The 22,997-nt window shown below is 64.1% G+C and carries 24 protein-coding genes; 7 read left to right on the top strand and 17 right to left on the bottom strand.

The annotated features are described in order from the left end of the window. The first annotated feature begins 2 nt into the window (after nucleotides 1-2). Genes QZ656_RS16225 through ccmI form a run of 3 tightly spaced genes read left to right on the top strand, consistent with a single transcriptional unit; the run spans nucleotide 3 to nucleotide 2,286 of the window. On the top strand, nucleotides 3-587 hold the full coding sequence (locus tag QZ656_RS16225) for a DsbE family thiol:disulfide interchange protein (protein ID WP_291994368.1): 585 nt from the start codon (nucleotides 3-5) through the stop codon (nucleotides 585-587). Beyond that, nucleotides 584-1,069 (top strand): cytochrome c-type biogenesis protein, encoded by a 486-nt coding sequence (locus QZ656_RS16220; RefSeq protein ID WP_291994367.1) that lies wholly within the window; start codon nucleotides 584-586, stop codon nucleotides 1,067-1,069. Before QZ656_RS16225 ends, QZ656_RS16220 begins: the two co-directional genes overlap by 4 nt. Next, the gene (ccmI, locus tag QZ656_RS16215; protein ID WP_291994366.1) at nucleotides 1,066-2,286 is read left to right on the top strand and encodes a c-type cytochrome biogenesis protein CcmI; all 1,221 of its coding nucleotides are present in this window, start codon (nucleotides 1,066-1,068) and stop codon (nucleotides 2,284-2,286) included. The genes QZ656_RS16220 and ccmI overlap by 4 nt, the downstream gene beginning before the upstream one ends. A gap of 138 nt (nucleotides 2,287-2,424) precedes the next feature. Here ccmI and pssA read toward each other — a convergent pair whose 3' ends face one another. The 6 genes from pssA to QZ656_RS16185 form a co-directional block, all read right to left on the bottom strand. Then, nucleotides 2,425-3,849, bottom strand: coding sequence for a CDP-diacylglycerol--serine O-phosphatidyltransferase (pssA, locus tag QZ656_RS16210; RefSeq protein WP_291994365.1), 1,425 nt, complete (start codon nucleotides 3,847-3,849; stop codon nucleotides 2,425-2,427). Between the two features lie 314 nt (nucleotides 3,850-4,163). Then, entirely contained in the window at nucleotides 4,164-4,349 is a 186-nt protein-coding gene (locus QZ656_RS16205; RefSeq protein ID WP_291994364.1) for a DUF5668 domain-containing protein, read from the bottom strand. A gap of 90 nt (nucleotides 4,350-4,439) precedes the next feature. Next, a complete protein-coding gene (locus QZ656_RS16200) occupies nucleotides 4,440-5,882 on the bottom strand; it encodes a bifunctional 2-methylcitrate dehydratase/aconitate hydratase (protein ID WP_291994363.1) in 1,443 nt (480 codons plus the stop codon). Between the two features lie 303 nt (nucleotides 5,883-6,185). Beyond that, nucleotides 6,186-7,382: a 2-methylcitrate synthase gene (gene prpC, locus QZ656_RS16195; protein WP_291994362.1), complete on the bottom strand. Its 1,197-nt coding sequence runs from the start codon at nucleotides 7,380-7,382 to the stop codon at nucleotides 6,186-6,188. A gap of 135 nt (nucleotides 7,383-7,517) precedes the next feature. Further along, the gene (locus tag QZ656_RS16190; RefSeq protein ID WP_291994361.1) at nucleotides 7,518-8,129 is read right to left on the bottom strand and encodes a septal ring lytic transglycosylase RlpA family protein; all 612 of its coding nucleotides are present in this window, start codon (nucleotides 8,127-8,129) and stop codon (nucleotides 7,518-7,520) included. Between the two features lie 185 nt (nucleotides 8,130-8,314). Beyond that, nucleotides 8,315-8,497, bottom strand: coding sequence for a hypothetical protein (locus QZ656_RS16185; RefSeq protein ID WP_291994360.1), 183 nt, complete (start codon nucleotides 8,495-8,497; stop codon nucleotides 8,315-8,317). 177 nt (nucleotides 8,498-8,674) lie between these two features. Here QZ656_RS16185 and QZ656_RS16180 point away from each other — a divergent pair, with 177 nt between their 5' ends. Continuing rightward, nucleotides 8,675-9,193 (top strand): hypothetical protein, encoded by a 519-nt coding sequence (locus QZ656_RS16180; protein ID WP_291994359.1) that lies wholly within the window; start codon nucleotides 8,675-8,677, stop codon nucleotides 9,191-9,193. Nucleotides 9,194-9,267: 74 nt separating this feature from the next. Here QZ656_RS16180 and lipA read toward each other — a convergent pair whose 3' ends face one another. From lipA to QZ656_RS16155, 5 genes are all read right to left on the bottom strand, one after another. After that, complete coding sequence (gene lipA, locus QZ656_RS16175) at nucleotides 9,268-10,260, bottom strand: lipoyl synthase (RefSeq protein WP_291994358.1); 993 nt, start codon at nucleotides 10,258-10,260, stop codon at nucleotides 9,268-9,270. After that, nucleotides 10,257-10,871 (bottom strand): lipoyl(octanoyl) transferase LipB, encoded by a 615-nt coding sequence (gene lipB, locus QZ656_RS16170; RefSeq protein WP_291994694.1) that lies wholly within the window; start codon nucleotides 10,869-10,871, stop codon nucleotides 10,257-10,259. Before lipB ends, lipA begins: the two co-directional genes overlap by 4 nt. Before the next feature lie 68 nt (nucleotides 10,872-10,939). After that, nucleotides 10,940-11,209 (bottom strand): DUF493 domain-containing protein, encoded by a 270-nt coding sequence (locus QZ656_RS16165; protein ID WP_291994357.1) that lies wholly within the window; start codon nucleotides 11,207-11,209, stop codon nucleotides 10,940-10,942. Continuing rightward, nucleotides 11,202-12,062: a D-amino acid aminotransferase gene (locus QZ656_RS16160; RefSeq protein ID WP_291994356.1), complete on the bottom strand. Its 861-nt coding sequence runs from the start codon at nucleotides 12,060-12,062 to the stop codon at nucleotides 11,202-11,204. Before QZ656_RS16160 ends, QZ656_RS16165 begins: the two co-directional genes overlap by 8 nt. Before the next feature lie 73 nt (nucleotides 12,063-12,135). Beyond that, entirely contained in the window at nucleotides 12,136-13,269 is a 1,134-nt protein-coding gene (locus QZ656_RS16155) for a D-alanyl-D-alanine carboxypeptidase family protein (RefSeq protein ID WP_291994355.1), read from the bottom strand. 262 nt (nucleotides 13,270-13,531) lie between these two features. Between QZ656_RS16155 and QZ656_RS16150 the strand changes: the two genes are divergently transcribed. Then, nucleotides 13,532-14,383, top strand: coding sequence for a GAF domain-containing protein (locus QZ656_RS16150; protein ID WP_291994354.1), 852 nt, complete (start codon nucleotides 13,532-13,534; stop codon nucleotides 14,381-14,383). Here QZ656_RS16150 and QZ656_RS16145 read toward each other — a convergent pair whose 3' ends face one another. The 6 genes from QZ656_RS16145 to QZ656_RS16120 all read right to left on the bottom strand — a co-directional run bounded on the left by QZ656_RS16145 (nucleotide 14,384) and on the right by QZ656_RS16120 (nucleotide 21,132). After that, complete coding sequence (locus tag QZ656_RS16145) at nucleotides 14,384-15,487, bottom strand: septal ring lytic transglycosylase RlpA family protein (RefSeq protein ID WP_291994353.1); 1,104 nt, start codon at nucleotides 15,485-15,487, stop codon at nucleotides 14,384-14,386. Then, nucleotides 15,484-16,590, bottom strand: coding sequence for a rod shape-determining protein RodA (rodA, locus tag QZ656_RS16140; RefSeq protein ID WP_291994352.1), 1,107 nt, complete (start codon nucleotides 16,588-16,590; stop codon nucleotides 15,484-15,486). Before rodA ends, QZ656_RS16145 begins: the two co-directional genes overlap by 4 nt. A 3-nt stretch (nucleotides 16,591-16,593) precedes the next feature. After that, the gene (gene mrdA, locus QZ656_RS16135) at nucleotides 16,594-18,489 is read right to left on the bottom strand and encodes a penicillin-binding protein 2 (RefSeq protein WP_291994351.1); all 1,896 of its coding nucleotides are present in this window, start codon (nucleotides 18,487-18,489) and stop codon (nucleotides 16,594-16,596) included. A 93-nt stretch (nucleotides 18,490-18,582) separates the two neighbouring features. Then, nucleotides 18,583-19,104: a rod shape-determining protein MreD gene (gene mreD / locus QZ656_RS16130; protein WP_291994350.1), complete on the bottom strand. Its 522-nt coding sequence runs from the start codon at nucleotides 19,102-19,104 to the stop codon at nucleotides 18,583-18,585. Between the two features lie 3 nt (nucleotides 19,105-19,107). Further along, nucleotides 19,108-20,040: a rod shape-determining protein MreC gene (gene mreC, locus QZ656_RS16125; protein WP_291994349.1), complete on the bottom strand. Its 933-nt coding sequence runs from the start codon at nucleotides 20,038-20,040 to the stop codon at nucleotides 19,108-19,110. 48 nt (nucleotides 20,041-20,088) lie between these two features. Then, nucleotides 20,089-21,132 carry a rod shape-determining protein gene (locus QZ656_RS16120; RefSeq protein WP_291994348.1) on the bottom strand — a complete coding sequence of 348 codons (1,044 nt, stop codon included), beginning with the start codon at nucleotides 21,130-21,132 and terminating at the stop codon, nucleotides 20,089-20,091. Between the two features lie 100 nt (nucleotides 21,133-21,232). Between QZ656_RS16120 and gatC the strand changes: the two genes are divergently transcribed. Next, nucleotides 21,233-21,529, top strand: coding sequence for an Asp-tRNA(Asn)/Glu-tRNA(Gln) amidotransferase subunit GatC (gene gatC / locus QZ656_RS16115; RefSeq protein WP_291994347.1), 297 nt, complete (start codon nucleotides 21,233-21,235; stop codon nucleotides 21,527-21,529). Beyond that, on the top strand, nucleotides 21,526-22,995 hold the full coding sequence (gatA, locus tag QZ656_RS16110) for an Asp-tRNA(Asn)/Glu-tRNA(Gln) amidotransferase subunit GatA (RefSeq protein ID WP_291994346.1): 1,470 nt from the start codon (nucleotides 21,526-21,528) through the stop codon (nucleotides 22,993-22,995). Before gatC ends, gatA begins: the two co-directional genes overlap by 4 nt. Nucleotides 22,996-22,997 lie beyond the last annotated feature (2 nt).

The raw sequence follows: 22,997 nt of genomic DNA, 5'->3' as shown, positions 1-22,997 counted from the left end.
CGATGAACAGATTTCTCTGGCCGCTGATCGGCTTTATCGTGCTGGTCGTCCTGCTCGCCGTCGGGCTCAACCTCAACCCCCGCGATGTTCCTTCGCCGCTGATCGGCAAGCCGGCGCCGAACTTCTCGCTGGCGCGGCTGCACGCGCCCGATCAGGAATTCTCGCCCAAGGAGCTGCTGGGCAAGGTCTGGCTGCTCAACGTCTGGGCGTCGTGGTGCGTCTCGTGCCGACAGGAGCATCCGGTGCTGGTCGAACTGGCGAAAAGCCAGACCGTGCCGCTGGTCGGCCTCAACTACAAGGAAGTGCGCGGTGACGGCGCCATCGACATGGACAAGGTCGCCGCCGGCAGCGAAAAAGGCATGGTCGTCGAACGCGCGGGCGCCTGGCTCAGCAAGCACGGCGACCCCTATACGCTGTCGGTGCTCGATATCGACGGTCGCGTCGGCATCGACTACGGCGTCTACGGTGTTCCCGAAACCTACGTCATCGACAAGGCGGGAATCATCCGCATGAAGCACACCGGTCCGATCACTCCCGAGATTTACTCCAGCAAGATTCTGCCCTTGCTCGCCGAGCTGTCGAAATGAGGCGCGCACTGATGCTCCTGCTGCTCGCCATGGCGGCCATCGCCGGGCAGGCGACGCACGCCGGTAAAGCCAAGCCGCTCGCCGACGACGAACTGACCGAGAAACGCCTGATCGCCATTTCCTCCGAGTTACGCTGCCTGGTCTGCCAGAACGAGTCGCTCGCCGGCTCGCACGCGGAACTGGCCAACGACTTGCGCCGCGAGATCCGGACGCTGATCCATGACGGCAAGAGCGACAACGAAATCATGGAATTCATGGTCAGCCGCTATGGTGACTTCGTCCGCTATCGGCCACCCTTGAAGGGAAGCACTTTGCTGCTGTGGTTTGGTCCCGGGCTGCTGTTCGTGCTGGGACTTGGTGGGCTGGTTCTCTACCTGCGCCGCCGCGATCTGGCGATCAAGGACACGCCCTTGACCGCCGACGAGCAGCGCCAGGCCGATGTGCTGCTGCACGACCACGAATCCAGCCAGGGACGCTCATGACCGCTTTTCTCATCGCTGCGGCGCTGCTTGTCGTCGCCGTCCTGGCCATTCTCTTGCCGCCGCTGCTGCGGGCGCCACGACCGTCGGCTGCGGCCGACCGCCGCGAAGCAAACCTGGCCATTTTTCGCGACCAGCTCGGCGAGCTCGAACGCGAGCGCCGCGACGGCTCGCTCGCCGAAGACGACTTTGCGCAGGCCCACCAGGAGTTGCAGCGTCGTCTACTCGATGAGCTGCAAGTACCCGCCAGCGTACCGACCAGCGCCAGCGCCGGCGGCAAGACAGCCTTCGCCCTGCTGCTGATCATCCCGCTCGCCGCTGCTGCCGGCTACGCCCTGCTCGGCAATCAACAAGCGCTGGACCCGCTGCAACGACAGGCGCGGATCACGCCGCAACAGATCGAGGGAATGGTCGCCGGGCTGGTCGAAAAACTGCGGCAGAACCCCGACGACAGCCAGGGCTGGCTGATGCTGGCGCGTTCATACAGGGTGCTTGAGCGCTTTCCCCAGGCGGCCGAGGCCTACGCTCGCGCCGGTGCGCTGGTCGATCACGATCCGGCATTGCTCGCCGACTACGCCGACGTCCTCAGCCGCTCGACAGGCGCTGGCCTGAAGGGCAAACCAACGGCGTTGATCGAACAGGCGCTCAAAATCGATCCGAATGAACCGCAAGCGCTCTTGCTGGCTGGCGCCGCCGCAGCCGACCGAGAGGACTTCGCCGCCGCGGCCGCGTACTGGCAACGCTTGTTGACGCTAGTCGAACCCGGCTCGGAAGAAGCCATGGCGCTCGAAGCCGCGGTCGACCGCGCGCGCCAGATCGCCGCGGCAAGCGGCGGTGGCAAAGCAAGCACCAGTACCGCCAGCGCTGGCGCCGTCGGTGGCGCGGTCAGCGGCGAAGTCACGCTGAGTGGCCAGCTCGCCGAGCGCGCCAGTCCGGATGACGTGCTGTTCGTCTTTGCGCGCGCCGAAGAAGGGCCGCGCATGCCGCTGGCGGCAACGCGGGCAAGGGTTGGCGACCTGCCGCTGCGCTTCCGCTTCGACGACTCGATGGCGCTGGCTGGCGGCAAGAAGATCTCCGATTTCAATACCGTCAGCATCGAGGCGCGCGTCGCCAAGGCCGGCAAGGCGCAAACTTCAAGCGGTGACCTGTACGGGACGCTGCGCGGCGTCAAGCCTGGCAGCCAGGGCCTGCGCGTGTTGATCGACCAGGTCCAGCCCTGAGTGCTGCACGTCGCGTTCACCCGACAGCTTCTAGCGGCATCGGCCAGGCGCGCGCAAGGCCTGGCCTGAACTCGGCCAGGGTCGGCGGAAGCTAGGCGCCGGCCTTTGGCCGGCGATAGCGGTATCAATCCAGGGTGATCAGAGCAGCTGATTGACCAGGTGGTCGGCGCGGCTATGCGCCAGACGTTTGAGCAGCCGCTGGACGGGCAAGGGGTAGGTGGCAACAGCGTCGAGCGCCTGATGGTGATCGAGGCGCCGGGTGTTCGCCAGAATGCGCTCAAGCTCGACTCGGTTCTGCTCAAGCAGGCAGCCCTGTGGATCATGGATCAGCAGGCCGTTCTCGAGGTCCAGGCGCCAGGCGCGTGGATTGACGTTGCTGCCGGTGAGCAGCACGTAATCGTCGTCGACCAGCAGCCCCTTCAAGTGAAAGCTGTGCTGCTCATGGCGCCAGACGTGCAGATCGAGCAAACCCAGGTCGACGGCGCTCTGATGCGTCTTGCAGAAACGGCGCAGGTTGGCCTCGTAGAGGTAGGGCAGCGCGCCAATCGTCGAGAAAGGCCGATCGGCCGGGATGTAGTAATCGTTGGCCGTCTTGTCGCCGACGACGATGGTCAGCCGGCATTGCTGCTGCCTGATCTTGGCGTCGATCGCCCGGCGAACGGCGCCAGGCAGGTTGAAATACGGTGTAAACAGCACCAGGCGTCGCGTCGCACGCGCGATCAACTGCAGAATGACGGCATTGAGCGCGTTTTCTCGGCCACCCAGGCCCAGTAGCGGCGTGATCCCGACCTGCCGATCGCCGATCGCAGCCGCAGCCGCAGCCATCGGATAGCTGCTCGCCGCCAGGATCCGGCGGAACTTGACGATCGCCGGGCGAAGCGCAGCCGTCTTGGGTCTGGCGACCGTATCGAGGCGACCAACGGCCGGGTCGGGTTGCACGACGTCGGTCAGCAAGGCGGCCAGGCTGTCGGCGAGCGGACGGCTGGCAAGCAAATGGTAGCGATCGAGGCGATAGCGCTGCTGTCGATACAGATAAACGTCGTTGATGCTGGCGCCGCTATAGAGCACCACGCCATCGACCACGAAGCCCTTGAGATGCATCACACCCAGCAATTCCCGCCGGTGCACCGGCACTCCGTAAACCGGCACGCCGGCGCCGAGACGTACCGCCATTTCGGTATATAAGGCGGCGTTGCCGGCGCTCGCCGCCTGGCCAATCAGCCCCCGCTGTGCGCGGTGCCAATCGACGAATACGGCGATCTGCAACTCCGGCCGGGCACTCCTGGCCGCATACAAGGCCGCCAGTACCTGCCGGCCCGCGTCGTCATCCTGCAGATAAAGCGCGCTCAGCAGAATTCGCTGGCGAGCGCCGGCAATCAACTGCAACAGCGTCTCGCGGAAGTCTTCCGGACCAGCCAGGGTACGGACGTCTTCAGCGGCCACCGGAATGCACGGCAGAACGTCCAGCGCCGGCCCGGTCGCGCCATCGCCGCGACCGCGCAAGCGGCGCATCGCCGCCAGGAAGGCAGCCGTTCTGGAACGAGGTTCGGGAGTCTTTTTCACCGCTCGCGATTATACCCGGACGGCGACCACAGACCCTGGCAAAACCCTGCCAGCGCCTGACGCAGGACGCTTCGCAAGCACCTCCGGCCAGGCCGCTGGAATCGCCGTCAGGAGCAGCGCCAGGGAGCGTGGGCGCGCTGCCCGATGCGAGGGACCTCGCGAACTGGAATCCGCGAGCACTACCGTTCGCGTGTGCTCATGATTACGCCGCGAATTACACGACGATCGCTCACGGGTGCGACCCTGACGCGAAGCGCAAGAGCGCAATCCGGCACGTCCTTTTCCGGCAAGCGCCGGCGGCGTGGTGGCCGCCGCTAATCGGGTTTCTTGCGCTGCTCGGTCCCCGGAGCAAGAAAGACGCCGACGCCGAGAACGATCAGCAGCAGCGGCCACCAGGTACGCAGCAGCTGCGCCAGATCGACGTCGATGATCCCCAAGTTGATCGCCAGCGCCAGCACACCGACGACGATCAGCGCACTGGCGCCGAAGTTTCCTCTCATGTCATTCCCTCCCCGGGTTGGTGCACAGGCTTGCCGCCGGCAGCGCCTTCAGTCCCTGCCGGTGCCCATCGGCAACGGTGCCGGCGGGAATCAGGGCAGATAGTGGTCAAGGTAAGTGTTCACCGCCAACGAGCCGAGACCGCGCACGTCGAGTGACGAGTCGATGATCGCCGCTTGCCGCGCCGGCGAAAAGTGGCGCGCGAGATGTTTGCGGAATTTTTCGAGCAGTACCGGAATCCCTTCGGCGCGGCGACGGCGGTGGCCCAGCGGGTATTCGACCAGGAGTTCTTCACTGCACGTTCCGTCGGCGAAGAAGACCTGCACGGCGTTGGCGATCGAGCGCTTGGCCGGGTCCAGGTAGTCGGCGGAAAAAGCGGCTTCTTCGACGACCTCGATCCTGGCGCGCAGCACGTCGATGCGTGGGTCCGCCGCGGCTTCGTCCTCGTAGGCGGCGGCGCTCAGCTGCCCTTCGATCAGCGCGAAGGCGACCATGTACTGCAGACAGTGGTCGCGATCGGCGGGATTGTGCAGTGGCCCCTGCTTGTCGATGATCCGCAGCGCCGACTCATGCGTGCGAATGACGACCTTGGCGATGCTGTCCAGGCGTCCGAGCATCTGCGGATGCAGTTCGACGGCACACTCGATCGCCGTCTGGGCGTGAAACTCGGCCGGGAAACTGATCTTGAAGAGTACGTTCTCGATCACGTAGCTGCCGTACGGTCGCGACCGGCGAAAGGCCTGTCCCTTGAACAGGGCGTCGTAGAAACCCCAGGTCGTCGCGGTCAGCGCGGTCGGATAGCCCATTTCGCCCCGGACCGAGAACAGCGCCAAGAGCACGCCGCGGGCCGTCGCGTCGCCGGCCGCCCAGGATTTCCGCGAGCCGGTATTCGGCGCGTGCCGGTAGGTGCGCAGCGGCTGGCCGTCGACAAAAGCCTGCGACACGGCGTTGATGATCTGCTGCCGGTCGCCGCCCAGCAGCCAGGTGCACACCGCCGCGCTGGCCACCTTGACGAGCACGACGTGATCCAGGCCGACGCGATTGAAGCTGTTCTCGAGTGCCAGCACGCCCTGAATCTCGTAGGCCTTGATCATTGCTTCGAGCACCAGCCGCATTTGCAGCGGCGGCTGACCGGCGGCGACGCGCGTTCTCGACAAGAAATCGGCGGTGGCCAGAATACCGCCGAGATTGTCCGAAGGATGACCCCATTCGGCAGCCAGCCAGGTGTCGTTGAAGTCGAGCCAGCGGATCAGCGTGCCGATGTTGAACGCTGCCTGCACCGGGTCGAGCGCAAAGTCGGTGCCGGGAACGCGGGCACCGTGTGGCACGACGGTGCCCGGGACCAGCGGCCCGAGCAGTTTGACGCAGGCGGGGTAGCGCAGCGCTTCGAGAGCGCAGCCGAGCGCGTCGATCAGGCAATAGCGCGCGGTATTGAAGGCCGCGCTCGACTCGATCCGGAAATCCAGAACGTAGTCGGCGATATCGACCAGGACCTGATCGGGCTCGGGGCGGGCGTCTGGAATTGGCGATGACATCCTTACTGCTCCTGCGTTTCTGGCCTACCGGGCCGCCGAGTCGAGCGCGCCAGGCCAACGGCCGCTGGCCAGCTCGCTTTCGCCAGTCGGCATCCGGTAAGCCTTAATGTGAAAGTCGCGCAAGCGACTCACGAAACTCCCGTCTCCCCCTGCGGGAGAAGGGCCAGGGGTGAGGCGGGGAATTCAGGGAGCCTGCTCCCTGCCCGGCGAACGATTCCGGCGTGCAAGCCGGAATGCGCACTGCAAGTGAGAGGGAAACGGTCATAACTTTATGATCTGGGGTATCTCAACATGTCATGACCGTTAGCGACGTTGCGCCAGCGGAATGAAGTCCTGCACCTCGGGACCGACGTAGTTGGCCGACGGACGGATCAGCTTTCCGTCGATACGTTGCTCGATGACGTGCGCAGCCCAACCGCTGGTGCGGGCGATGACGAACAAAGGCGTAAACATCGGCGTCGGCACCGCCAGCATGTGATAGACGACGGCCGAGAACCAGTCGACATTGGGAAACATCTTTTTCTGTTCCCACATCACCTCCTCGATGCGACTGGCGATGTCGAACAGGACGCGATTGTCGCCGTCACTGCACAGTTGCTGGGCGACGGCGCGGATCACCTTGCTGCGCGGGTCGGCGATGGTGTAAAGCGGGTGGCCGAAACCGATAATGATCTCGCGTCCGGCCAGCCGCCGACAGATGTCCTGCTCGGCCTGCTGCGGGTCGTTGTAGCGGCTCTGAATCTCGAAAGCGACCTCGTTGGCGCCACCGTGTCGTCGGCCGCTCAACGCGCCGATGGCGCCGCTGAGCGCCGCGTAGAGGTCGGCACCGGTCCCGGTAATCGTCCGCGCCGTAAAGGTCGAGGCGTTGAACTCGTGCTCGGCGTAGAGCACCAGCGAGCGGTCGAGGCTGCTGGCGTGTAGCGCCGACGGCGCCTTGCCGGACAACAGGTGGAGGAAGTGCGCGGCGATCGACGGATCGTCGGTCTCGGTTTCGATGCGCCGGCCGTTGTGCGACCAGTGGTACCAGTAGAGCAACATCGACCCGAAGCTGGCAATCAGCCGGTCGGCGATCTCGCGGGCAGCGCCGGGATTATGATCCTGCGCTTCCGGCAAGATCGTTCCCAGGGCCGAGCAACCCGTGCGCAGGACGTCCATCGGGTGCGCCGACGCCGGCAGGTTTTCCAGCACCGGCCTGAGCCGCACCGGCAAGCCGCGCAGCGTCTTGAGTTTCTTCCGGTACTGGTTGAGTTGCGTCAAACTGGGCAAGCGCCCGTAGAGCAGCAGGTACGCCACTTCCTCGAAGGTTGCATGCTCGGCGAGGGCAATGACATCGTAGCCGCGATAATGCAGGTCGTTGCCGGTACGCCCGACCGAACAAATCGCCGTGTCGCCGGCCAGCACGCCCGACAGGGTGACCGATTTTTTGCCGCGGGGCGCTTCACTGTTCTGCTCCGGGCCACTGTCGTTGGGCTCGTCGGTCGCCGCCTCGTTCGTCACCATGCTCACCTCCCTCCCTGGCCCGGATCGCCGGGCGGACACCCCGCGGAGCAGTATTCCCGAGTTTGCCAGGCCAGGTCAACGGCGGCTTGGCAAGCTCGAACAGTGCGCACGTCCACGCTGAATCAGCTGCCGGCGTCAGCGGACGCCAACGCCACCCGCAAGGCTGTCGGCAGAGAACGCGTCGCCGTCACTGTCGGCCACCAGCCCCTCGGCAGCAGGGAGCCGAACCGGCGGCGCGAAGGCCAGCGTGCAAGCACGTTCGTGACCGATCAGTGGTTTCGGCAGGCGGACGATTTCGACGTCGGTGACGCCCACCTCAATCATTCCCAGCTTCTCGGCCGCGGCCCGTGACAGGTCAATCACGCGCCCGCCGCGCCCCATCCGGTCGTTGATCCGGACGACGATGCACAAGGCAGAAGAGGGGCGACGAACGGCGACCATTGTGCCGAGGGGAAAGCGGTTGCTTGCCGCCGAAACGTCTTCGTGATGGAAATGCTTGCCGGAGGCCGTCTTCCGGCCGGTGAATCGCTTTCCGTAAAAGCTCGCGCGACCGGCAACGACCGTCGGCGTATCCGGCCAATCGCTCGCCTTGTAGAGCGTCGAAGCCGATTCACCCAGCGCCAGTCCGGACAGCGCTGAGGCCAACAAGGCCAGTAGCAGCTTCAAGACGCAGAACTCCTCACGGTGGCCAGCAGCGCCAAACGCCTTGCGCGATACGCTGATCGGCAAGCCGCAATAGCCGGCCAATTGACCAAAGCCTGTTCGCCGCACCGCCAGAAACAAGCCGTGTCGGCCGGCACAGGCGCCGCCGCTGACTTGCCAATGACGCCGCAAGCCAGCAGCTGCCAGCCAGCGCCGGCAAAGTCGCCGCCAGTCGCCCGCGTCGGCGGCTTGATCGACAGCCAGGCGCTGGCGTGTGCCGTCTTGGTGAGCTAGCGTTCACGACCGAACTCTTGCTGATCGAGCACGCCGCAAAGCCCGGCGGCTTGTCCGGCGCAGACTTTGCGGGCCAGGGTGTTCGCCTGGCCAAACAGATTGCCGCCGCCAGGCGTCCCGCCGTGTTTAACGCCGAGCGGCGCGCATACAATGGCGACTATTTGTACGGTACAACACATGCGCAGGATATCCTCGGTGAGATTTGCCTACCCGCAGCGGCGCGAGCGCCTAAGGATAGCCTGCCCGCGGACGCCGGCACAAGCCGTGCGACGATCGAAGTGGCGCCGTAGCGATAGCAGCGCTTGCTCCAACGCATGGCCAAGGCAGCACGGGCAGCGACCAGGAGGGCCTGTACGATGAAGACACACCTGCTCCCAGACTGGTTGCGGCGCCTGTTGATGCGCAGCGTCGGCCATCGCTACTATGCGCTGGTGGTGGCGCTGATCGCCTTTGTGACCACCATCACCTTCAGTTTTCCCTTCGTCGCCGTGCTGATTCCGGCGGTCTTGCTGGCGCCTCGGCGCTGGGCAAACCTGGCCGTGCTCTGTGGCGTCGCCAGCGGCTTCGGGGCGGCCGCGCTGGTCGAGATCTTTCAGTATCTGGGCAGCGACCTGGTCCTCGCGCGCTACCCCGAACTGCAAACCACGGAAGTCTGGCGCTTGGCCAGCGAATGGCTGCAAAGCTGGGGCCTGCTGGCGATCCTGATCATTGCCGGATCGCCAATGCCGCAGACGCCCGCCCTGCTCTTCTGCGCCCTGGCCAACGTCTCGTCGCCGGGCATCCTGGTCGCCGTGGCGATCGGCAAGACGGTCAAGTATCTGTTCATGGCCTGGGCCACGGCGCAATATCCGGCGCGCTTCGTCCGTTACAACTGATCGCCGGCAGAGCTCGCTCGCCTGCCGGCGGCGCGGCCGCGGAGCAACCGACAAGCCGCCACCGGACGCGTTCATCAGCCAACGCCGGCGCTTTCAGCCTGGACATCGGCCCAGTAGCTGGAGCGCACCATCGGTCCGCAGGCGGCGCCGCTAAAGCCCATCGCCAGGGCCTCTTCCTCGTACATTTTGAAAACCTCCGGATGGACGTAGCGAGCCACCGGCAGGTGGTGGCCGGAGGGCGCGAGATACTGGCCGATGGTCAGCATTTCGACGCCATTGGCGCGCAAGTCGCGCAGCACTTCGAGGATCTCGTCGTCGCTTTCGCCAAGGCCGACCATCAGCCCGGATTTGGTCGGGATCTGCGGATAGCGCGCCTTGAAGCCTTTCATGAACGCCAGCGAATGCGCGTAGTCGGCACCCGGACGCGCCTGCCGGTACAGACGCGGCACCGTTTCCATGTTGTGGTTGAGGACGTCCGGCAAGGACTTGCCAAGCACTTCCAGGGCAATCTCCATACGCCCGCGAAAATCGGGAACCAGTGTCTCAATGGTCGTCGTCGGTGAGCTTTGCCGCACCGCGCCGATGACGTCGACGAAGTGCTGCGCGCCACCATCACGCAGGTCGTCGCGATCGACACTGGTAATCACCACGTAGCGCAGCTTGAGCTGGGCCACGCTAGCGGCGAGATTGGCGGGCTCGTTGACGTCGGGCGGCAGCGGCTTGCCATGACCGACGTCGCAGAACGGGCAACGGCGCGTACAGATGTCGCCGAGGATCATGAACGTGGCGGTGCCGCGACCGAAACACTCGCCGATATTGGGACAAGCCGCTTCTTCGCAAACGGTATGCAAATTCTGTTCGCGCAGCAGCTTCTTGATTTCGCCAAAGCGGCCAGCCGAGTTGCCGGCCTTGACCCGAATCCAGTCGGGCTTGCGCTGTGGCGCTTGCGGGACGATCTTGATCGGAATGCGCGCGGTCTTCAGCTCGCCGCGCTCCTTGACGCCGGCAACTTTGGCGCCTGGCTTGCTCACGGCATGATCTTCGCGATCTTCGTTCTGACTGCTCATTGCTTGCGCTCCAGTTGTGCTGCGAGATGGCTGGCCAATGCCGTCGCCGCTTCCGCCGGCGTCAGCGCGACGCCGAGGTCGCTGGTCTGGGTGACCGGCAGCCCCGGGTAGCCGCAAGGATTAATCGCCGCAAAAGGCGACAGATCCATATCGACGTTGAGGCTGACGCCGTGATAACTGCAACTCTTGCGGACGCGCAGGCCAAGTGCGGCGACCTTGGCCGGCCCAACGTAGACCCCCGGCGCACCGCCGTGACGCTCGGCGCCGACGCCGTGGCCGGCCAGCAGGTCGATCACCGCCTGCTCGATGGCCGACACCAGTTCGCGAACTTTCAAGCGCCGGCGAGCGAGGTCGAGGAGCACGTAGATCACGACCTGGCCGGGACCGTGGTAGGTAATCTGGCCGCCCCGATCGCTTTTCACCAGCGGGATGCCGAGGTCGGCCAACAAGTGCTCCGGCTTGCCGGCCTGACCCAGGGTCAGCACCGGCCAATGCTCGCAGCACCACAATTCGTCGCGGGTCTGATCGCCGCGTGCGGCCGTAAAGTCGATCATTTCGCGCCAGGTCTGCTGGTAGTCGGTGCGCCCCAGCTGACGGACCAGCGGCGGCAGGAGCGTCGCTGGCACCAAGGACAGCGCCTGACCATCGAGGCCGACGCCGGCAGGCCGCCGTTCGTCCGTCACAGAACGATCTTGACCAGCGGATGGCCGCTCAGTTCCCGGTACAGCGCATTGAGTTGCGCTTTACTGGTGGCGTTGATGGTGCAGGTCAGGCTGACGTACTTGCCACCGCTCGAAGCACGCATTTCCATGGTTGCCGCGTCGAAGTCCGCAGCGTGCCGCAGCACTACCTCGACGACCGCCTGCGCCAGCGAGGCGTTGGCCTGACCCATGATCTTGAGCGGGAATTCGCACGGGAACTCGAACAGCGTGTCTTGCTCTTCAGACATCGACGCGCCTCGTCGCCTGCTCGCGATAGGCGCGGTACCAGGCGGCCATCTGCCGTCCCAGCGGACCGGGAACGCCGCTACCGACCGCTTGGCCGTCGAGCGTGCTGACCGGCAGCACTTCGCGGGTCGACGAAGTCAGCCATAGCTCGTCGGCGCTGCGCATTTCGGCCTCCGAAACGTCGCGAATCTCGCACGGCACGCCGTTCCGGTCCGCCAGTTCGAGCACCAGCTGGCGGCTGATGCCGGCCAGTATGCGTTGGTCCGCCGGCGGCGTCAGCAGTACTCCGTCGCTGACCAGGAAGACATTGGAAGACGCTCCCTCGGTCAGCAACCCGTCACGAAGCATGATCGCTTCGGCGCAGCCGACAGCAACCGCCTGCTGCCGTAGCAGAACATTGGCCAACAGCGCAACGGTCTTCAGGTCGCAATGCAGCCAACGGCTGTCGGCCACACTCAGCGCTGCGACGCCGAGCTCGCGCTGCGCCGCCGACGGTGACACCAGCGCGTGCGAGCAGATGAATACCGTCGGCGCGACGGCGCTCGGAAAGGCGTGCTCGCGCTTGCTATCGGCACCGCGGGTCACTTGCAGGTATAGCGCCTGATCGTCGAACGCGCTATCGGCGAGCACGCGCTGCAGCAGTTCGCGCCAGACGGCGAAAGTGTGCGGGTTGGGCAACCCGATGCCATCGAGCGTGCGCTGCAGACGTTGCAGGTGCGCTTCGACGAGAAAAGGCCGGCGCTGATACACCGGAACGACTTCGTAGGCGCCGTCGGCGAAAAGGAATCCTCGATCCAGCGGCGAGATCCTGGCCTCGTCGAGCGGCAGGAACTGGCCGTTCAGGTAGGCGGTCATTGGCAATTCCTCACGTGGCGACGCCGCCGGACAATCGGACAATCGGACGAATGGCGAATGGCGAATGCGCCGCCTAGTTGAACCACATCCGGACGGTGTCCATGGCCCGGCCCAGGATCCCCGCCGCCGGCACGGCTTCGAGCGCCACTACCGGATAGTCAGCGTAGGGTTTGCCGTCCACGCTGACCTTCAGCGTGGCCAGCTTCTGCCCCAGCGCCACCGGCGCCAGCAGAGGCTGCTCAGAGACCAGTTCGGTCTTGATTTTCGGCCCGAAGCCCTTGGCAACGACGACCACCAGGTCCTCGGGGAAACCGATCTTGACCGTGCTCTCTTGACCCTTCCAGACCTTCAGGCTCGATACCGGGTCGTTCTTGGCATAGAGCTGCACGCCATCGTAGAACTGAAAGCCATAGTTAAGCAGCTTCAGGGATTCCTGGATCCGCGTATTGGGCGACTTGGCGCCGAGCACCACCGACAGCAAACGGCGCGGACCGCGCTTCGCCGACGACACCAGGCAATAGCCTGCCGCGTCAGTGTAGCCGGTCTTCAGGCCATCGACGGTCGGATCGATCCACAGCAGCCGATTGCGGTTCGGCTGCGTGATGTCGTTGTAGCGGAATTCCTTCATCGAGTAATACTTCGCGTACTCCTCCGGGAAGTCGCGAATCAAGGCACTGGCGAGGGTCGCCAGGTCGCGCGCCGTCGTGTAGTGGTCGGCGTCGGGCAGACCGTTCGAATTGCGGAAATGCGAACCCTTCATGCCCAAACGCTGCGCCTCACGGTTCATCATTTGCGCGAAGTTTTCCTCGTCGCCGGCGATCGCTTCGGACAGCGCCACGCAGGCGTCGTTACCCGACTGGACGATCATCCCCTTGATCAGATCGTCGACCTTGACCTCGCTGTTGACCTGGATGAACATCCTGGAACCGCCGGTCTTCCAGGCCTTGCGCGAGATCAGCACTTCCTGGTCGAGTTTGATGGTGCCCTGTTTGAGTGCCGAAAAAGTCAGATAGGCGGTCATCAACTTGGTCAGCGACGCCGGTTCAAGACGCTCATCGGGCGCCTGCGCGGCCAGCTCCTGGCCGGCGGTCATGTCCAGAAGGAGCCAGGACTTGGCAGCCAGCGAGGGCGGCGTCGGCAAGGATTGAGCCGTCGCGAGAAACGGAAGACAGAGCAATACAAGAATGAGGGATCGAAGCTTGAGCATGACGGGTTTCTTGGCAAAAGCCGGATTATAACAAGCCTGCCCGCTCTGGCCTGCACGGATTTGGCACCAGGCCAGGCCTGGAATTGCCACTCTCCGTGACAAAATGCACAGCGGCTACCACCGAGCGACACGTAGCATGGGCGCTGTTCCCCGGCCTGCCGGCCCACGCGCATGTGGGCTTTACTGGACCCCCATGTTGCCACCCTTTCGACCACGTCCAAGCTCACTCGACCTGCAAGCTGCCTTTGCGCAGCTGTCAAGATTGGGGTTTTCCAGCCATAGCCTGGATGACACCCTGCGCCATCTGACCGCCGCAACGGGGCGCTCGCTCGACATCGAACGGGTCAGTCTGTGGGGCTTCACGGCGCAGCGCGCGAGTCTCGAATGCATCGATCTCTACGAGTTATCGCGCAATCGGCACAGCCTCGGAACGACCCTCGACGCCGCCCGCTACCCGGAATACTTCCGGGCGCTCGAGCGCGGCGAGGCGATCGTCGCCGACGATGCCATGCAGCACCCAACGACGCGGGCCTTCACCGAGGACTACCTGCTGATGAACGGCATCAGCGCGGTCATCAACTCGCCGATCCACGTCAATGGCGAACTGCAGGGGGTGCTCTGCATCGAACGCGTCGGGCCGCACTCGGCCTGGTCTTCGGTGCAACGACTGTTCGCGAATTCGGTCGCCAACCTGGTCAGCCTGGCGCTGCTGCAAAACCAGTTGCACCAGCTCGAGGAAGAACTGCGCGATGCCAACAGCCTGCGGCAGGCACTGTTCGCCGGCGGCCGCGACGCGATCCTGATTGCCGATGCTCGCACCGGGCTCGTTCTCGACGCCAATCCGCAGGCCGAACGGCTGTTCGGACGACAGCTGCAGCAGCTTCTCGGCGTACTACAAAGCGAGCTTCACAGCGCCGACGACCGCCTGGACATTGGCCAGTTGCTGACGCTGATCAAGACCGACACCAGCGAAGCGCTCCGCAGCACCGTCGTCAAGCTCGACGGCACGATCGTTCCCGTGGAAATCGTCGGCCAGGAGGTGCAGCTGGAAAAAGGCAAGAAGGTCGTCCATGGCGTATTCCGAGCGCTGGCGCCGACGTCTGACGACCACTGATCAGCGGCTGACGAAAGTCGGCTTGTAACCCAGCGCCAGCCGAATCTTCTCGGCGATTGCTTCGGCATCGGCACGGTTGCGATAGGGGCCCATGTGCACGCGATGCATGCCACCGCCGGCATTGATCACAACCCCCTCGCTGAGCCAATCGAGTTCACGCGTCAGGTGCAAACGCAAACTCTCGGCGTTGTCGGCGCTGGCAAAGGCGCCCAGCTGCAGGAAGACACCGTGCGCCGGCGGCGACGCAGCTGCTGCCGTAGCGGTCGATACCACGGCCGGCGAGAGAGCCGTTGGCGGTGTCGGCGGCGGCGAGGATTCCGGCAGCGCTGACGACGCCACTGACGGCACTGACCCCACTGACGCCAATTCCAGGCCCAGGTTTGCCGCCAGCACTTCGATCTGGTCACGGCCGCCAGCCGGCAGCGCATTCCCCGGACGTGCCGCCGGCATCACCTGCGCGTAGCTCATCGCCGTCACCTCGTCCGGCAAAATCGACTCGACCTGCACCTGCGCACTGCCGTCGTCCACGTAGCCCAGCCGATAGGCGGCGACGTACGACAGATCGATGATCCGGTCAGCGTGGAAGGGGCCACGATCGATGACCCGTACGACCACCGATTTGCCGTTGCGGAGATTGGTCACTCGCGCATACGAGGGGATCGCCAGCGTCGGGTGCGCAGCGGTCATCGAGAACATGTCGTAGCGCTCGCCGATCGACGTCTTCTGTCCGTGAAACTTCTTCCCGTACCAACTGGCAACGCCCTGCTGCCGGTACGGTGCCAGGTCGGTATTCGGCTGATAAGATTTGCCGAGGACGACGTACGGCCGGTTGGCGAAGCGATGCAAGGGCTCCAACTGCGGCTGCGCGTCGGGAATCTCATCGAGATTGTCGGGAATCTGATCGCCCGGGCCATCGTCCTTGTAATAGCCGCCGCCGCGCTTCTGTACTACCCCCGACTTGCGCGCCATCTTGCCAGATGCCTGCTCGCCAGTCGTTGATCGTGACGGCTGGCCGCCACAACCGGCAAGCAGCACCGCCAGGGCCGACAAGCAGAGCACAGAGCGGCCCACGCGCACGCCAAATCCCGAGTTCGTGCGCGTCATGTCCTGACCAGCATGCGGTGCGAGTGGATGCTCATCAGAATGCCGATACCAACCGACAGCGTCACCAGCGCGGTGCCGCCATAACTCATGAACGGCAGTGGTACACCGACCACGGGCAGCACCCCGCTGACCATCCCCATGTTGACAAAAACATAGGTGAATAGGCTCAGCGACACCGACCCGGCCATCACTCGCGCAAAAACCGTCGACGCCTTGGCGGCGATCATCAGCCCGCGACCAACCAGCAACAGGTAGAGCAGCAACAGAATGCCGTTGCCCAGCAAGCCGCGCTCCTCCGAAAAGACGGCCAGGATGAAGTCGGTGTGGCGCTCGGGAATGAACTCCAGGTGCGTCTGCGTGCCGGCCAGCCAGCCCTTGCCAAAGCTCCCCCCCGAGCCAATGGCGATGGTCGACTGGATAATGTGATAACCCGAGCCGAGTGGATCGGTAGTCGGGTCGATCAAGGTCAGGATGCGCTTCCGCTGGTAGTCATGCAGCATCGTCCACGCAAAAGGAGTGGCGCCGGCGGCGACGGCCAACAGGCCGCCGATCACCCACCACGACAAACCGGCAAAGAAGATCACGTAAAAGCCGGCGGCGCCAACGAGAATCGCCGTTCCAAGGTCCGGCTGCTTGGCGATCAGCGCGAACGGCAGTAGCAGCAGCAGACAGGCGATGACGTAATGACGAAACTTGAGCAGCGCTTCGTGCTTGTGAAAGTAGCAGGCGAGCATCAACGGCACGGCAATCTTGAGCAGTTCTGCCGGTTGCACCCGCGTAAACCCCAGCGACAACCAGCGCCTGGCGCCATTGACCTTGATCCCGAAGAAGAAAACCAGAATCAACAACAGCAGGCCAAGGACGTAGAGCGGGACGCCGAAACGCATCAGTTTTTGTGGTGGCAACTGCGCCACTGCCCACATCGCGATGAGCCCGACGGCCATGTTCAGCGTTTGTGCCAGCAGCCGGTTGTCGTCGTCGTAGGTGGCGCTGAAGACCGTTGTCAAACCGATCGCCATGATCGTCAGGGTGATCAGCAACAGCGGCACGTCGACATGCGCGACCAGACGCGACCACAGGCGCGCCAGGAACTGCTGCAACATCAGCTAGTCCTCCTCGACATCGTCTTCCTTGGCGGCGCCTTGCGGCAACTTGCCAAGCAGGTAGTAATCGAAAACCATGCGGGCGATCGGGGCAGCCGACTGGGCCCCGAAGCCGCCGTTTTCGACGACCACCGCGACGGCAATCTTCGGCTGCTCTGCCGGCGCGAAAGCGATAAACAAGGCATGGTCACGGAGATGCTCCTTGAGCCTGGACGACTTGTAATCGCCGCCCTTGAGGCTGAACACCTGCGCCGTCCCGGTCTTGCCGCCGGAAGTATAGCCCGCACCGGCGAACGCGCGCGCGCCGGTGCCCTGGGTATTGACGCCAATCATCGCGTTCTTGATGGTTTCGACATGCTGCGGTTTCCACGGCAAACGGCGCAAGGGCTCGCGCTCGATCATCGTCTGCTCGCCGGTCCGGCTATCGGTGATGTACTTGACCAGGTGCGGTCGGAACATCACGCCGTTATTGGCCACGGTCGCCGTTGCCTGCGCCAGCTGGATCGGCGTGTACGAATTGTAACCCTGGCCGATGCCGATCGAGATCGTCTCGCCGGCGAACCATTTCTGCTGCTCGGGCCGCCTGAAACGACGCTTCTTCCACTCCGGCGACGGCAGCACGCCTTCCGATTCACCCTCGAGGTCGACGCCGGTCTTCTGGCCAAAACCGAGCTGGCCCATGAAGCGCGCGATGGCGTCTATGCCCATGTCGTTGGCCAGCATGTAGTAGTAGGTATCGCAGGACTGGACGATCGACTTGTACATGTCGACCGTGCCGTGACCACCTTTCTTGTCGTCACGAAACTGGTGGCCGGCAAAATTGAAAAATCCGGGGTCAGAAATGGTCTGGCCGGGCGTCCGCTTGCCGGTTTCCAGCGCCGCCAGGGCCATGAACGGCTTGAACGTCGAACCCGGGGGATAGGTCCCGTTGAGCGCCCGGTTGAGCATCGGCCGGTCAGGCGAATTGTTGAGCAGATCCCAGTCATCACTGCGAATGCCGTCAATGAACAAGTTCGGATCGAAAGACGGATTGGAGACCATTGCGAGGATGCCGCCGGTCGCCGGCTCGATCGCCACCAGCGCCCCACGACGATCGCCAAAAGCTTTCTCGGCCATTTCCTGCAACTTGATGTCCAGCGTCAGCGTCAGCCTGCTGCCCTGGACCGGTGGGGTGTGCGACAGACTGCGAATGGCTCGCCCACCGGCATCGATCTCGACCTGCTCGTAGCCGGTTTCGCCGTGCAAAGCGAATTCGTACTTCTGCTCGATGCCGGTCTTGCCGATGTGGTCGGTGCCCTTGTAGTTCGCCGCCTGCTCGCTTTCCTCGATCATTTCCAGATCGCGCTTGTTGATGCGATTGATGTAGCCAATGGCGTGCGAAGCGATCGGACCCAGCGGATACTGACGAAACAGTCGCGCCTTGACTTCGACGCCCGGGAAAAGATAGCGATTGGCGGCAAATTTCGCCACTTCTTCCTCGCTCAAGCGGGTGCGAATCGGGATGCTTTCGAAGTTCTTGCTTTCGTCGAGCAACTTGCGAAAACGCCGGCGGTCCTTGGGCAGGACTTCGATCAACTGGCCGAGCCCGTCGATCGTCGCCTCCAGGTCGTCCACCTTCGACGGCGTGATTTCCAGCGTGAACGCCGAGTAATTGCGCGCCAGCACGGTGCCGTCCCGGTCGACGATGACGCCGCGATTGGGAACGATCGGCACCACCGAAATGCGATTGTCCTCGGCGCGCGTCGTGTAATAGTCGTGCTGAACGACCTGCAGATAGAAAAATCGGGTGCCCAGCAAGGCCAGCGCCAACACCACCCCGACGCCGGCCAGGACGACACGGAAATGAAAGCGACGGAGCTCGCTATCCGAAGCGTTCAGCGGCGACTGATTAGCAGCCAAGAGCAATCCCCCAGCGACAGTGCCCCGCCGCCGCGCCGCGACAGGACGAGCAGAAGGCGCCGCAGCGCCAGCGCCGCGCGCTCGTCAAGCGATTCAGAGCGGCCGGTTGTCATCACGATCGACCGCCTGGTGCTGCGGTAGCAGGAGGAGGAAAGTAAGCGAAGGCCACAACAAAGTGGCAAAGAGCGGTCCGAGCAGATACGCCATGCCGGGGAAATCGGCACCGACCACGGCCCACACGGCGAGTTGCACCAACTGCACCAGGAGCAGTAGCGGAAAGACCTGCAAAGCTTGCTGACCCAGCGGAAACCACAGGATCCGTCGTGACAGCGCCGCCCCACCATACGCCGCCAGGACGTAGGCGAGCGCGTGCTGGCCGAGCAAACTGGCATCGGCGACGTCCATCACCAGCCCAAAAACGAAGGCCAGCCCCATGCCGACCAGGCGCGGCTCGCGAACGCTCCAGAAGACGATCAGCAGCGCCAGCCAATCGGGCACGGCGGGCCACACCGAAGTCGGCAGGAAGTTCAGCAGCAGCGCGGTCAACAAGGTGAAGCCGATAAACCACGGCCGCACCGGTAACAGAATGCGTGACGACGAGTAGCTGGTCTGCATGCGCTAGTCCTTTTTGAGGCGCTTTTTCTTCGCCTGCCCGGAGCGACCCGAAGACTTGGCGCCCTTGCTCGCCACCTCGCTTGCCAGCGCTTCCGGCAAGACCAGCGCCGGCAGCGGGTCGAGCACCATCACCTCGCTGAAGTGTTCGACGGCGGCCAGCGGGACGCAGAAAATGCGGGCGAACGAGTAGGCGGTATCGCTTTCGATGTGCACCACCTTGGCGACCGGAAAGCCCGCCGGAAAGATCCCGTCCAGCCCTGAAGTCACCAGCACGTCGCCATTCTGGACATCGGCATTGGCCGGAACAAAGCGCAGTTCGAGCTGGCCGCTGCCGAGGCCGAAAACGACCGAGCGCAGACCCGTCCGCACCACCTGTACCGGTACCGCCTGCTCCTTGTCGGTAATCAGCGTGACTTCGGCGACGAAGGGAAACACCCGCGTCACCTGACCGACGATTCCCGCGTCATCGATGACCGGCTGCCCGGCGACGACCTTGTCCTGCTGGCCCTTGTCGATGACGATACGCCGGGCGTACGGATCGCGCGCCGAATAGAGAATCTGCGCAACCTGGCCGCTGACCTGCCGCCGTTCCTTGACGCCAAGCAGCTTGCGCAGACGCTCGTTCTCGACCTCCACCTGCTGGCTGCGCAAAAGCGTCGCGACGTTCTCGAGGCGGGCGCGTTTCAGTTGCGCATTCTCGTCCTGCAGGCGCACCAGGCTGGCGAAATAGCTGCCGGCATTGTCGAAGAACTGCGCCGGCAAGTGGGCGAGGTGCTGTACGGGGTGAGTGAACATCGACAGCCCCTGGCGCACTACCTCAAGCGCACGGAAGCGTGCATCGACGACCAGCAGGGCAACCGCCAGCGCCACATAGAACGACAGTAGCGCTAGGGGTGCCGGCCCGCGCTTGAAGAACGGTGGCGGCTGATGATCCATCAATCGAGCGTCAAAGTTGGCGACGCGCGGCGCCTACGCCGCGCGCCGTCAATCGGAAGCGAAAATGCTGCCGAGATTATCCATCTTCTCGAGCGCCAGACCACAGCCTCGGGCGACGCAGGTCAGCGGCTCCTCGGCAACGATCACCGGCAAACCGGTCTCCTCCATCAGCAAGCGATCGAGGTCGCGCAGCAAGGCACCGCCACCGGTGAGCACCATGCCTTTGTCGGCGATGTCGGCACCGAGTTCCGGCGGGGTCTTCTCGAGCGCCGACTTGACCGCCGAAACGACGCTGTTCAGCGGCTCGGTAAGCGCCTCGAGGATCTCATTCGAAGAAATGGTAAACTTGCGCGGAATTCCTTCGGCCTTGTTGATCCCCGAGACCTCCATCTCGCGCACCTCGGCGCCGGGAAACGCCGAGCCAATTTTCTTCTTGATGTTTTCTGCGGTGTTCTCGCCGATCAACATGCCGTAGTTGCGGCTGATGTAATTCATGATCGCCTCGTCGAGCTTGTCGCCACCGACGCGCACCGAACCCGCATAGACCATGCCGCCCAGCGAAATGACGCCGACTTCGGTCGTTCCGCCACCGATGTCGACGACCATCGAACCGGTCGGCTCGGACACCGGCAGGCCGGCGCCGATCGCTGCTGCCATCGGCTCCTCGATCAGGAACACCTGACTCGCGCCGGCACCGATCGCCGACTCGCGAATGGCGCGGCGCTCGACCTGCGTCGAACCCGACGGCACGCAGATGATGATCCGTGGCGACGGTGACAGCAGTCGCGAATCGTGCACCTTCTTGATGAACTGCTTGAGCATCTGCTCGGTCACGGTGAAGTCGGCGATCACGCCGTCCTTCATCGGCCGAATGACGGTAATCGCCCCCGGCGCCTTGCCAAGCATCTCCTTGGCCGCCTTGCCGACGGCCTGGATGGTCTTCTTGGAACTCGGCCCACCCTCGGTCCGGATAGCGACCACCGAGGGCTCGTCGAGAACGATTCCCTTCGAGCGCACATAGATCAAGGTATTGGCCGTACCCAAGTCGATGGCGAGATCGTTCGAAAAATAACTGCGCAGGAAACTGAACATGCTTGCGAAATCCGTGATGGCCCGCGGGGGCTGCGGTTGGAAAAACTTTTATGATACCTTATATGGCTACCTCGTTTAACACCTTAGTGATTTCCCAACCATGTCGCTCACCCTAGAACAGGTTCACCGGGTCGCCCACCTCGCCCGTATCGAAATCAGCGACCATGAGGCGGCGAGCACGCTCGGCCACCTGAATGGTATTTTCGCCCTGATCGAAGAGATGCAGGCGGTTGATACGCAAGGCGTAGCACCGATGGCGCATGCTCAGGACCTCGCGCAGCGCCTGCGTGCAGACCGCGTCAGCGAGTCGGCGACGATCGAGCAACGCGCCGCTTTCCAGGCCATCGCCCCGGAAACCGAGGCCGGCCTCTACCTCGTGCCGAAGGTCATCGAATGATCGAGCGCAGCCTGCAGGCCCTCCAGCAAGCGCTGGCGGCAAAAGAAATTTCCAGCGTCGAACTGACGCAGCTCTACCTCGAACGTATCGCGCAGCACAACCCGCAGCTCAACGCCTACATTACGGTCGACCCGGCCAGCAGTCTGGCCAGGGCGCGCGCTGCCGACGCGCAACTGGCCAGGGGCGATGGCGGCCCGCTGACCGGCATCCCGATCGCCCACAAGGATATTTTCTGCAGCCGCGGCTGGTTGACTACCTGCGGCTCGAAGATGCTCAGCAACTTCGTCAGCCCCTACGACGCGGCGGTCATTGCCCGCTTCGAAACCGCCGGCGCGGTCTTGCTCGGCAAGACCAACATGGACGAGTTCGCCATGGGCTCGTCGAACGAAACGTCGTTCTACGGGCCGGTCAAGAATCCCTGGAACGACAGTTGCGTTCCCGGCGGCTCGTCGGGCGGTTCCGCGGCCGCCGTCGCCGCGCGCCTGGCGCCGGCAGCCACCGGCACCGACACCGGCGGCTCGATCCGCCAGCCGGCTGCGCTCTGCAATCTCACCGGCATGAAGCCGAGCTATGGCGTGGTCTCACGCTACGGCATGATCGCCTTCGCCTCGTCACTCGACCAGGCCGGTCCGCTGGCGCGTTCGGCGGCCGACTGCGCGCTGCTGCTCAACGCCATGGCCGGCTTCGACGAGCGCGACTCGACCAGCCTTGACCGTCCTGCCGAGGACTACAGCCGCGAGCTCCAGACGGGCGCTGGCGAAAAGCCGCTGGCGGGCTTCAAAATCGGCCTGCCGGAAGAGTTTTTTGGCGACGGGTGCAGTCCGGAAGTGATGCAGCTGGTCGAAGCGGCGATTACCGAGTACCGCCGGCTGGGTGCTGAAACGGTCGCCGTCAGCCTGCCCAGCACGCATCTTTCGGTCGCCGCCTACTATGTCATCGCACCGGCCGAAGCGAGCTCGAACCTGGCCCGTTTCGACGGCGTTCGCTATGGCTATCGGGCGCCGCAATACCGGGACCTCAACGAGCTCTACAGCAAGAGCCGCGCGCAGGGCTTCGGCGCCGAAGTCAAGCGCCGCATTCTGATCGGCACCTACGTCCTGTCGCACGGCTACTACGACGCTTACTATCTGCAGGCGCAACGCATTCGCCGGCTGATCGCCGATGACTTCGCCAAGGCCTTCGAGCAGTGCGACGTAATCCTCGGGCCAACCAGCCCGAGCACCGCCTTCAAGCTCGGCGAGAAAGCCGCCGACCCGGTGCAGATGTACCTGTCGGACATCTACACCATCGCCGTCAACCTGGCCGGCCTGCCGGCGATTTCGTTGCCCTGCGGATTTGCCGGCGGCCTACCGGCCGGCCTGCAGCTGATCGGCAACTATTTCACCGAGAGCCGCCTGTTGAACGTCGCCCACCGCTACCAGCAGATCAGTTCCTGGCATCTGCAACGCCCGGGTGGCTTCGCCTGATG

Source organism: Candidatus Accumulibacter sp. ACC003 (assembly GCF_907163085.1).
Taxonomy (GTDB): Bacteria; Pseudomonadota; Gammaproteobacteria; order Burkholderiales; family Rhodocyclaceae; genus Accumulibacter.
Note: the sequence above shows the minus strand (reverse complement) of the source record. Positions and strands in the feature narration are given on the sequence as shown.

Excerpts from the sequence above, each read along its gene's own strand:
- rodA (WP_291994352.1), bottom strand. The coding sequence starts at position 16,590 with ATGTTGCAGCAGTTCCTGGCGCGCCTGTGGTCGCGTCTGGTCGCGCAT.
- QZ656_RS16200 (WP_291994363.1), bottom strand. The coding sequence starts at position 5,882 with ATGTCATCGCCAATTCCAGACGCCCGCCCCGAGCCCGATCAGGTCCTG.
- QZ656_RS16165 (WP_291994357.1), bottom strand. The coding sequence starts at position 11,209 with ATGTCTGAAGAGCAAGACACGCTGTTCGAGTTCCCGTGCGAATTCCCG.
- QZ656_RS16180 (WP_291994359.1), top strand. The coding sequence starts at position 8,675 with ATGAAGACACACCTGCTCCCAGACTGGTTGCGGCGCCTGTTGATGCGC.
- QZ656_RS16205 (WP_291994364.1), bottom strand. The coding sequence starts at position 4,349 with ATGAGAGGAAACTTCGGCGCCAGTGCGCTGATCGTCGTCGGTGTGCTG.
- QZ656_RS16160 (WP_291994356.1), bottom strand. The coding sequence starts at position 12,062 with ATGACCGCCTACCTGAACGGCCAGTTCCTGCCGCTCGACGAGGCCAGG.
- QZ656_RS16120 (WP_291994348.1), bottom strand. The coding sequence starts at position 21,132 with ATGTTCAGTTTCCTGCGCAGTTATTTTTCGAACGATCTCGCCATCGAC.
- gatA (WP_291994346.1), top strand. The coding sequence starts at position 21,526 with ATGATCGAGCGCAGCCTGCAGGCCCTCCAGCAAGCGCTGGCGGCAAAA.
- ccmI (WP_291994366.1), top strand. The coding sequence starts at position 1,066 with ATGACCGCTTTTCTCATCGCTGCGGCGCTGCTTGTCGTCGCCGTCCTG.
- QZ656_RS16185 (WP_291994360.1), bottom strand. The coding sequence starts at position 8,497 with ATGTGTTGTACCGTACAAATAGTCGCCATTGTATGCGCGCCGCTCGGC.
- QZ656_RS16145 (WP_291994353.1), bottom strand. The coding sequence starts at position 15,487 with ATGACGCGCACGAACTCGGGATTTGGCGTGCGCGTGGGCCGCTCTGTG.
- lipA (WP_291994358.1), bottom strand. The coding sequence starts at position 10,260 with ATGAGCAGTCAGAACGAAGATCGCGAAGATCATGCCGTGAGCAAGCCA.
- QZ656_RS16225 (WP_291994368.1), top strand. The coding sequence starts at position 3 with ATGAACAGATTTCTCTGGCCGCTGATCGGCTTTATCGTGCTGGTCGTC.
- mreC (WP_291994349.1), bottom strand. The coding sequence starts at position 20,040 with ATGGATCATCAGCCGCCACCGTTCTTCAAGCGCGGGCCGGCACCCCTA.
- gatC (WP_291994347.1), top strand. The coding sequence starts at position 21,233 with ATGTCGCTCACCCTAGAACAGGTTCACCGGGTCGCCCACCTCGCCCGT.
- QZ656_RS16220 (WP_291994367.1), top strand. The coding sequence starts at position 584 with ATGAGGCGCGCACTGATGCTCCTGCTGCTCGCCATGGCGGCCATCGCC.
- mreD (WP_291994350.1), bottom strand. The coding sequence starts at position 19,104 with ATGCAGACCAGCTACTCGTCGTCACGCATTCTGTTACCGGTGCGGCCG.
- prpC (WP_291994362.1), bottom strand. The coding sequence starts at position 7,382 with ATGGTGACGAACGAGGCGGCGACCGACGAGCCCAACGACAGTGGCCCG.
- QZ656_RS16155 (WP_291994355.1), bottom strand. The coding sequence starts at position 13,269 with ATGCTCAAGCTTCGATCCCTCATTCTTGTATTGCTCTGTCTTCCGTTT.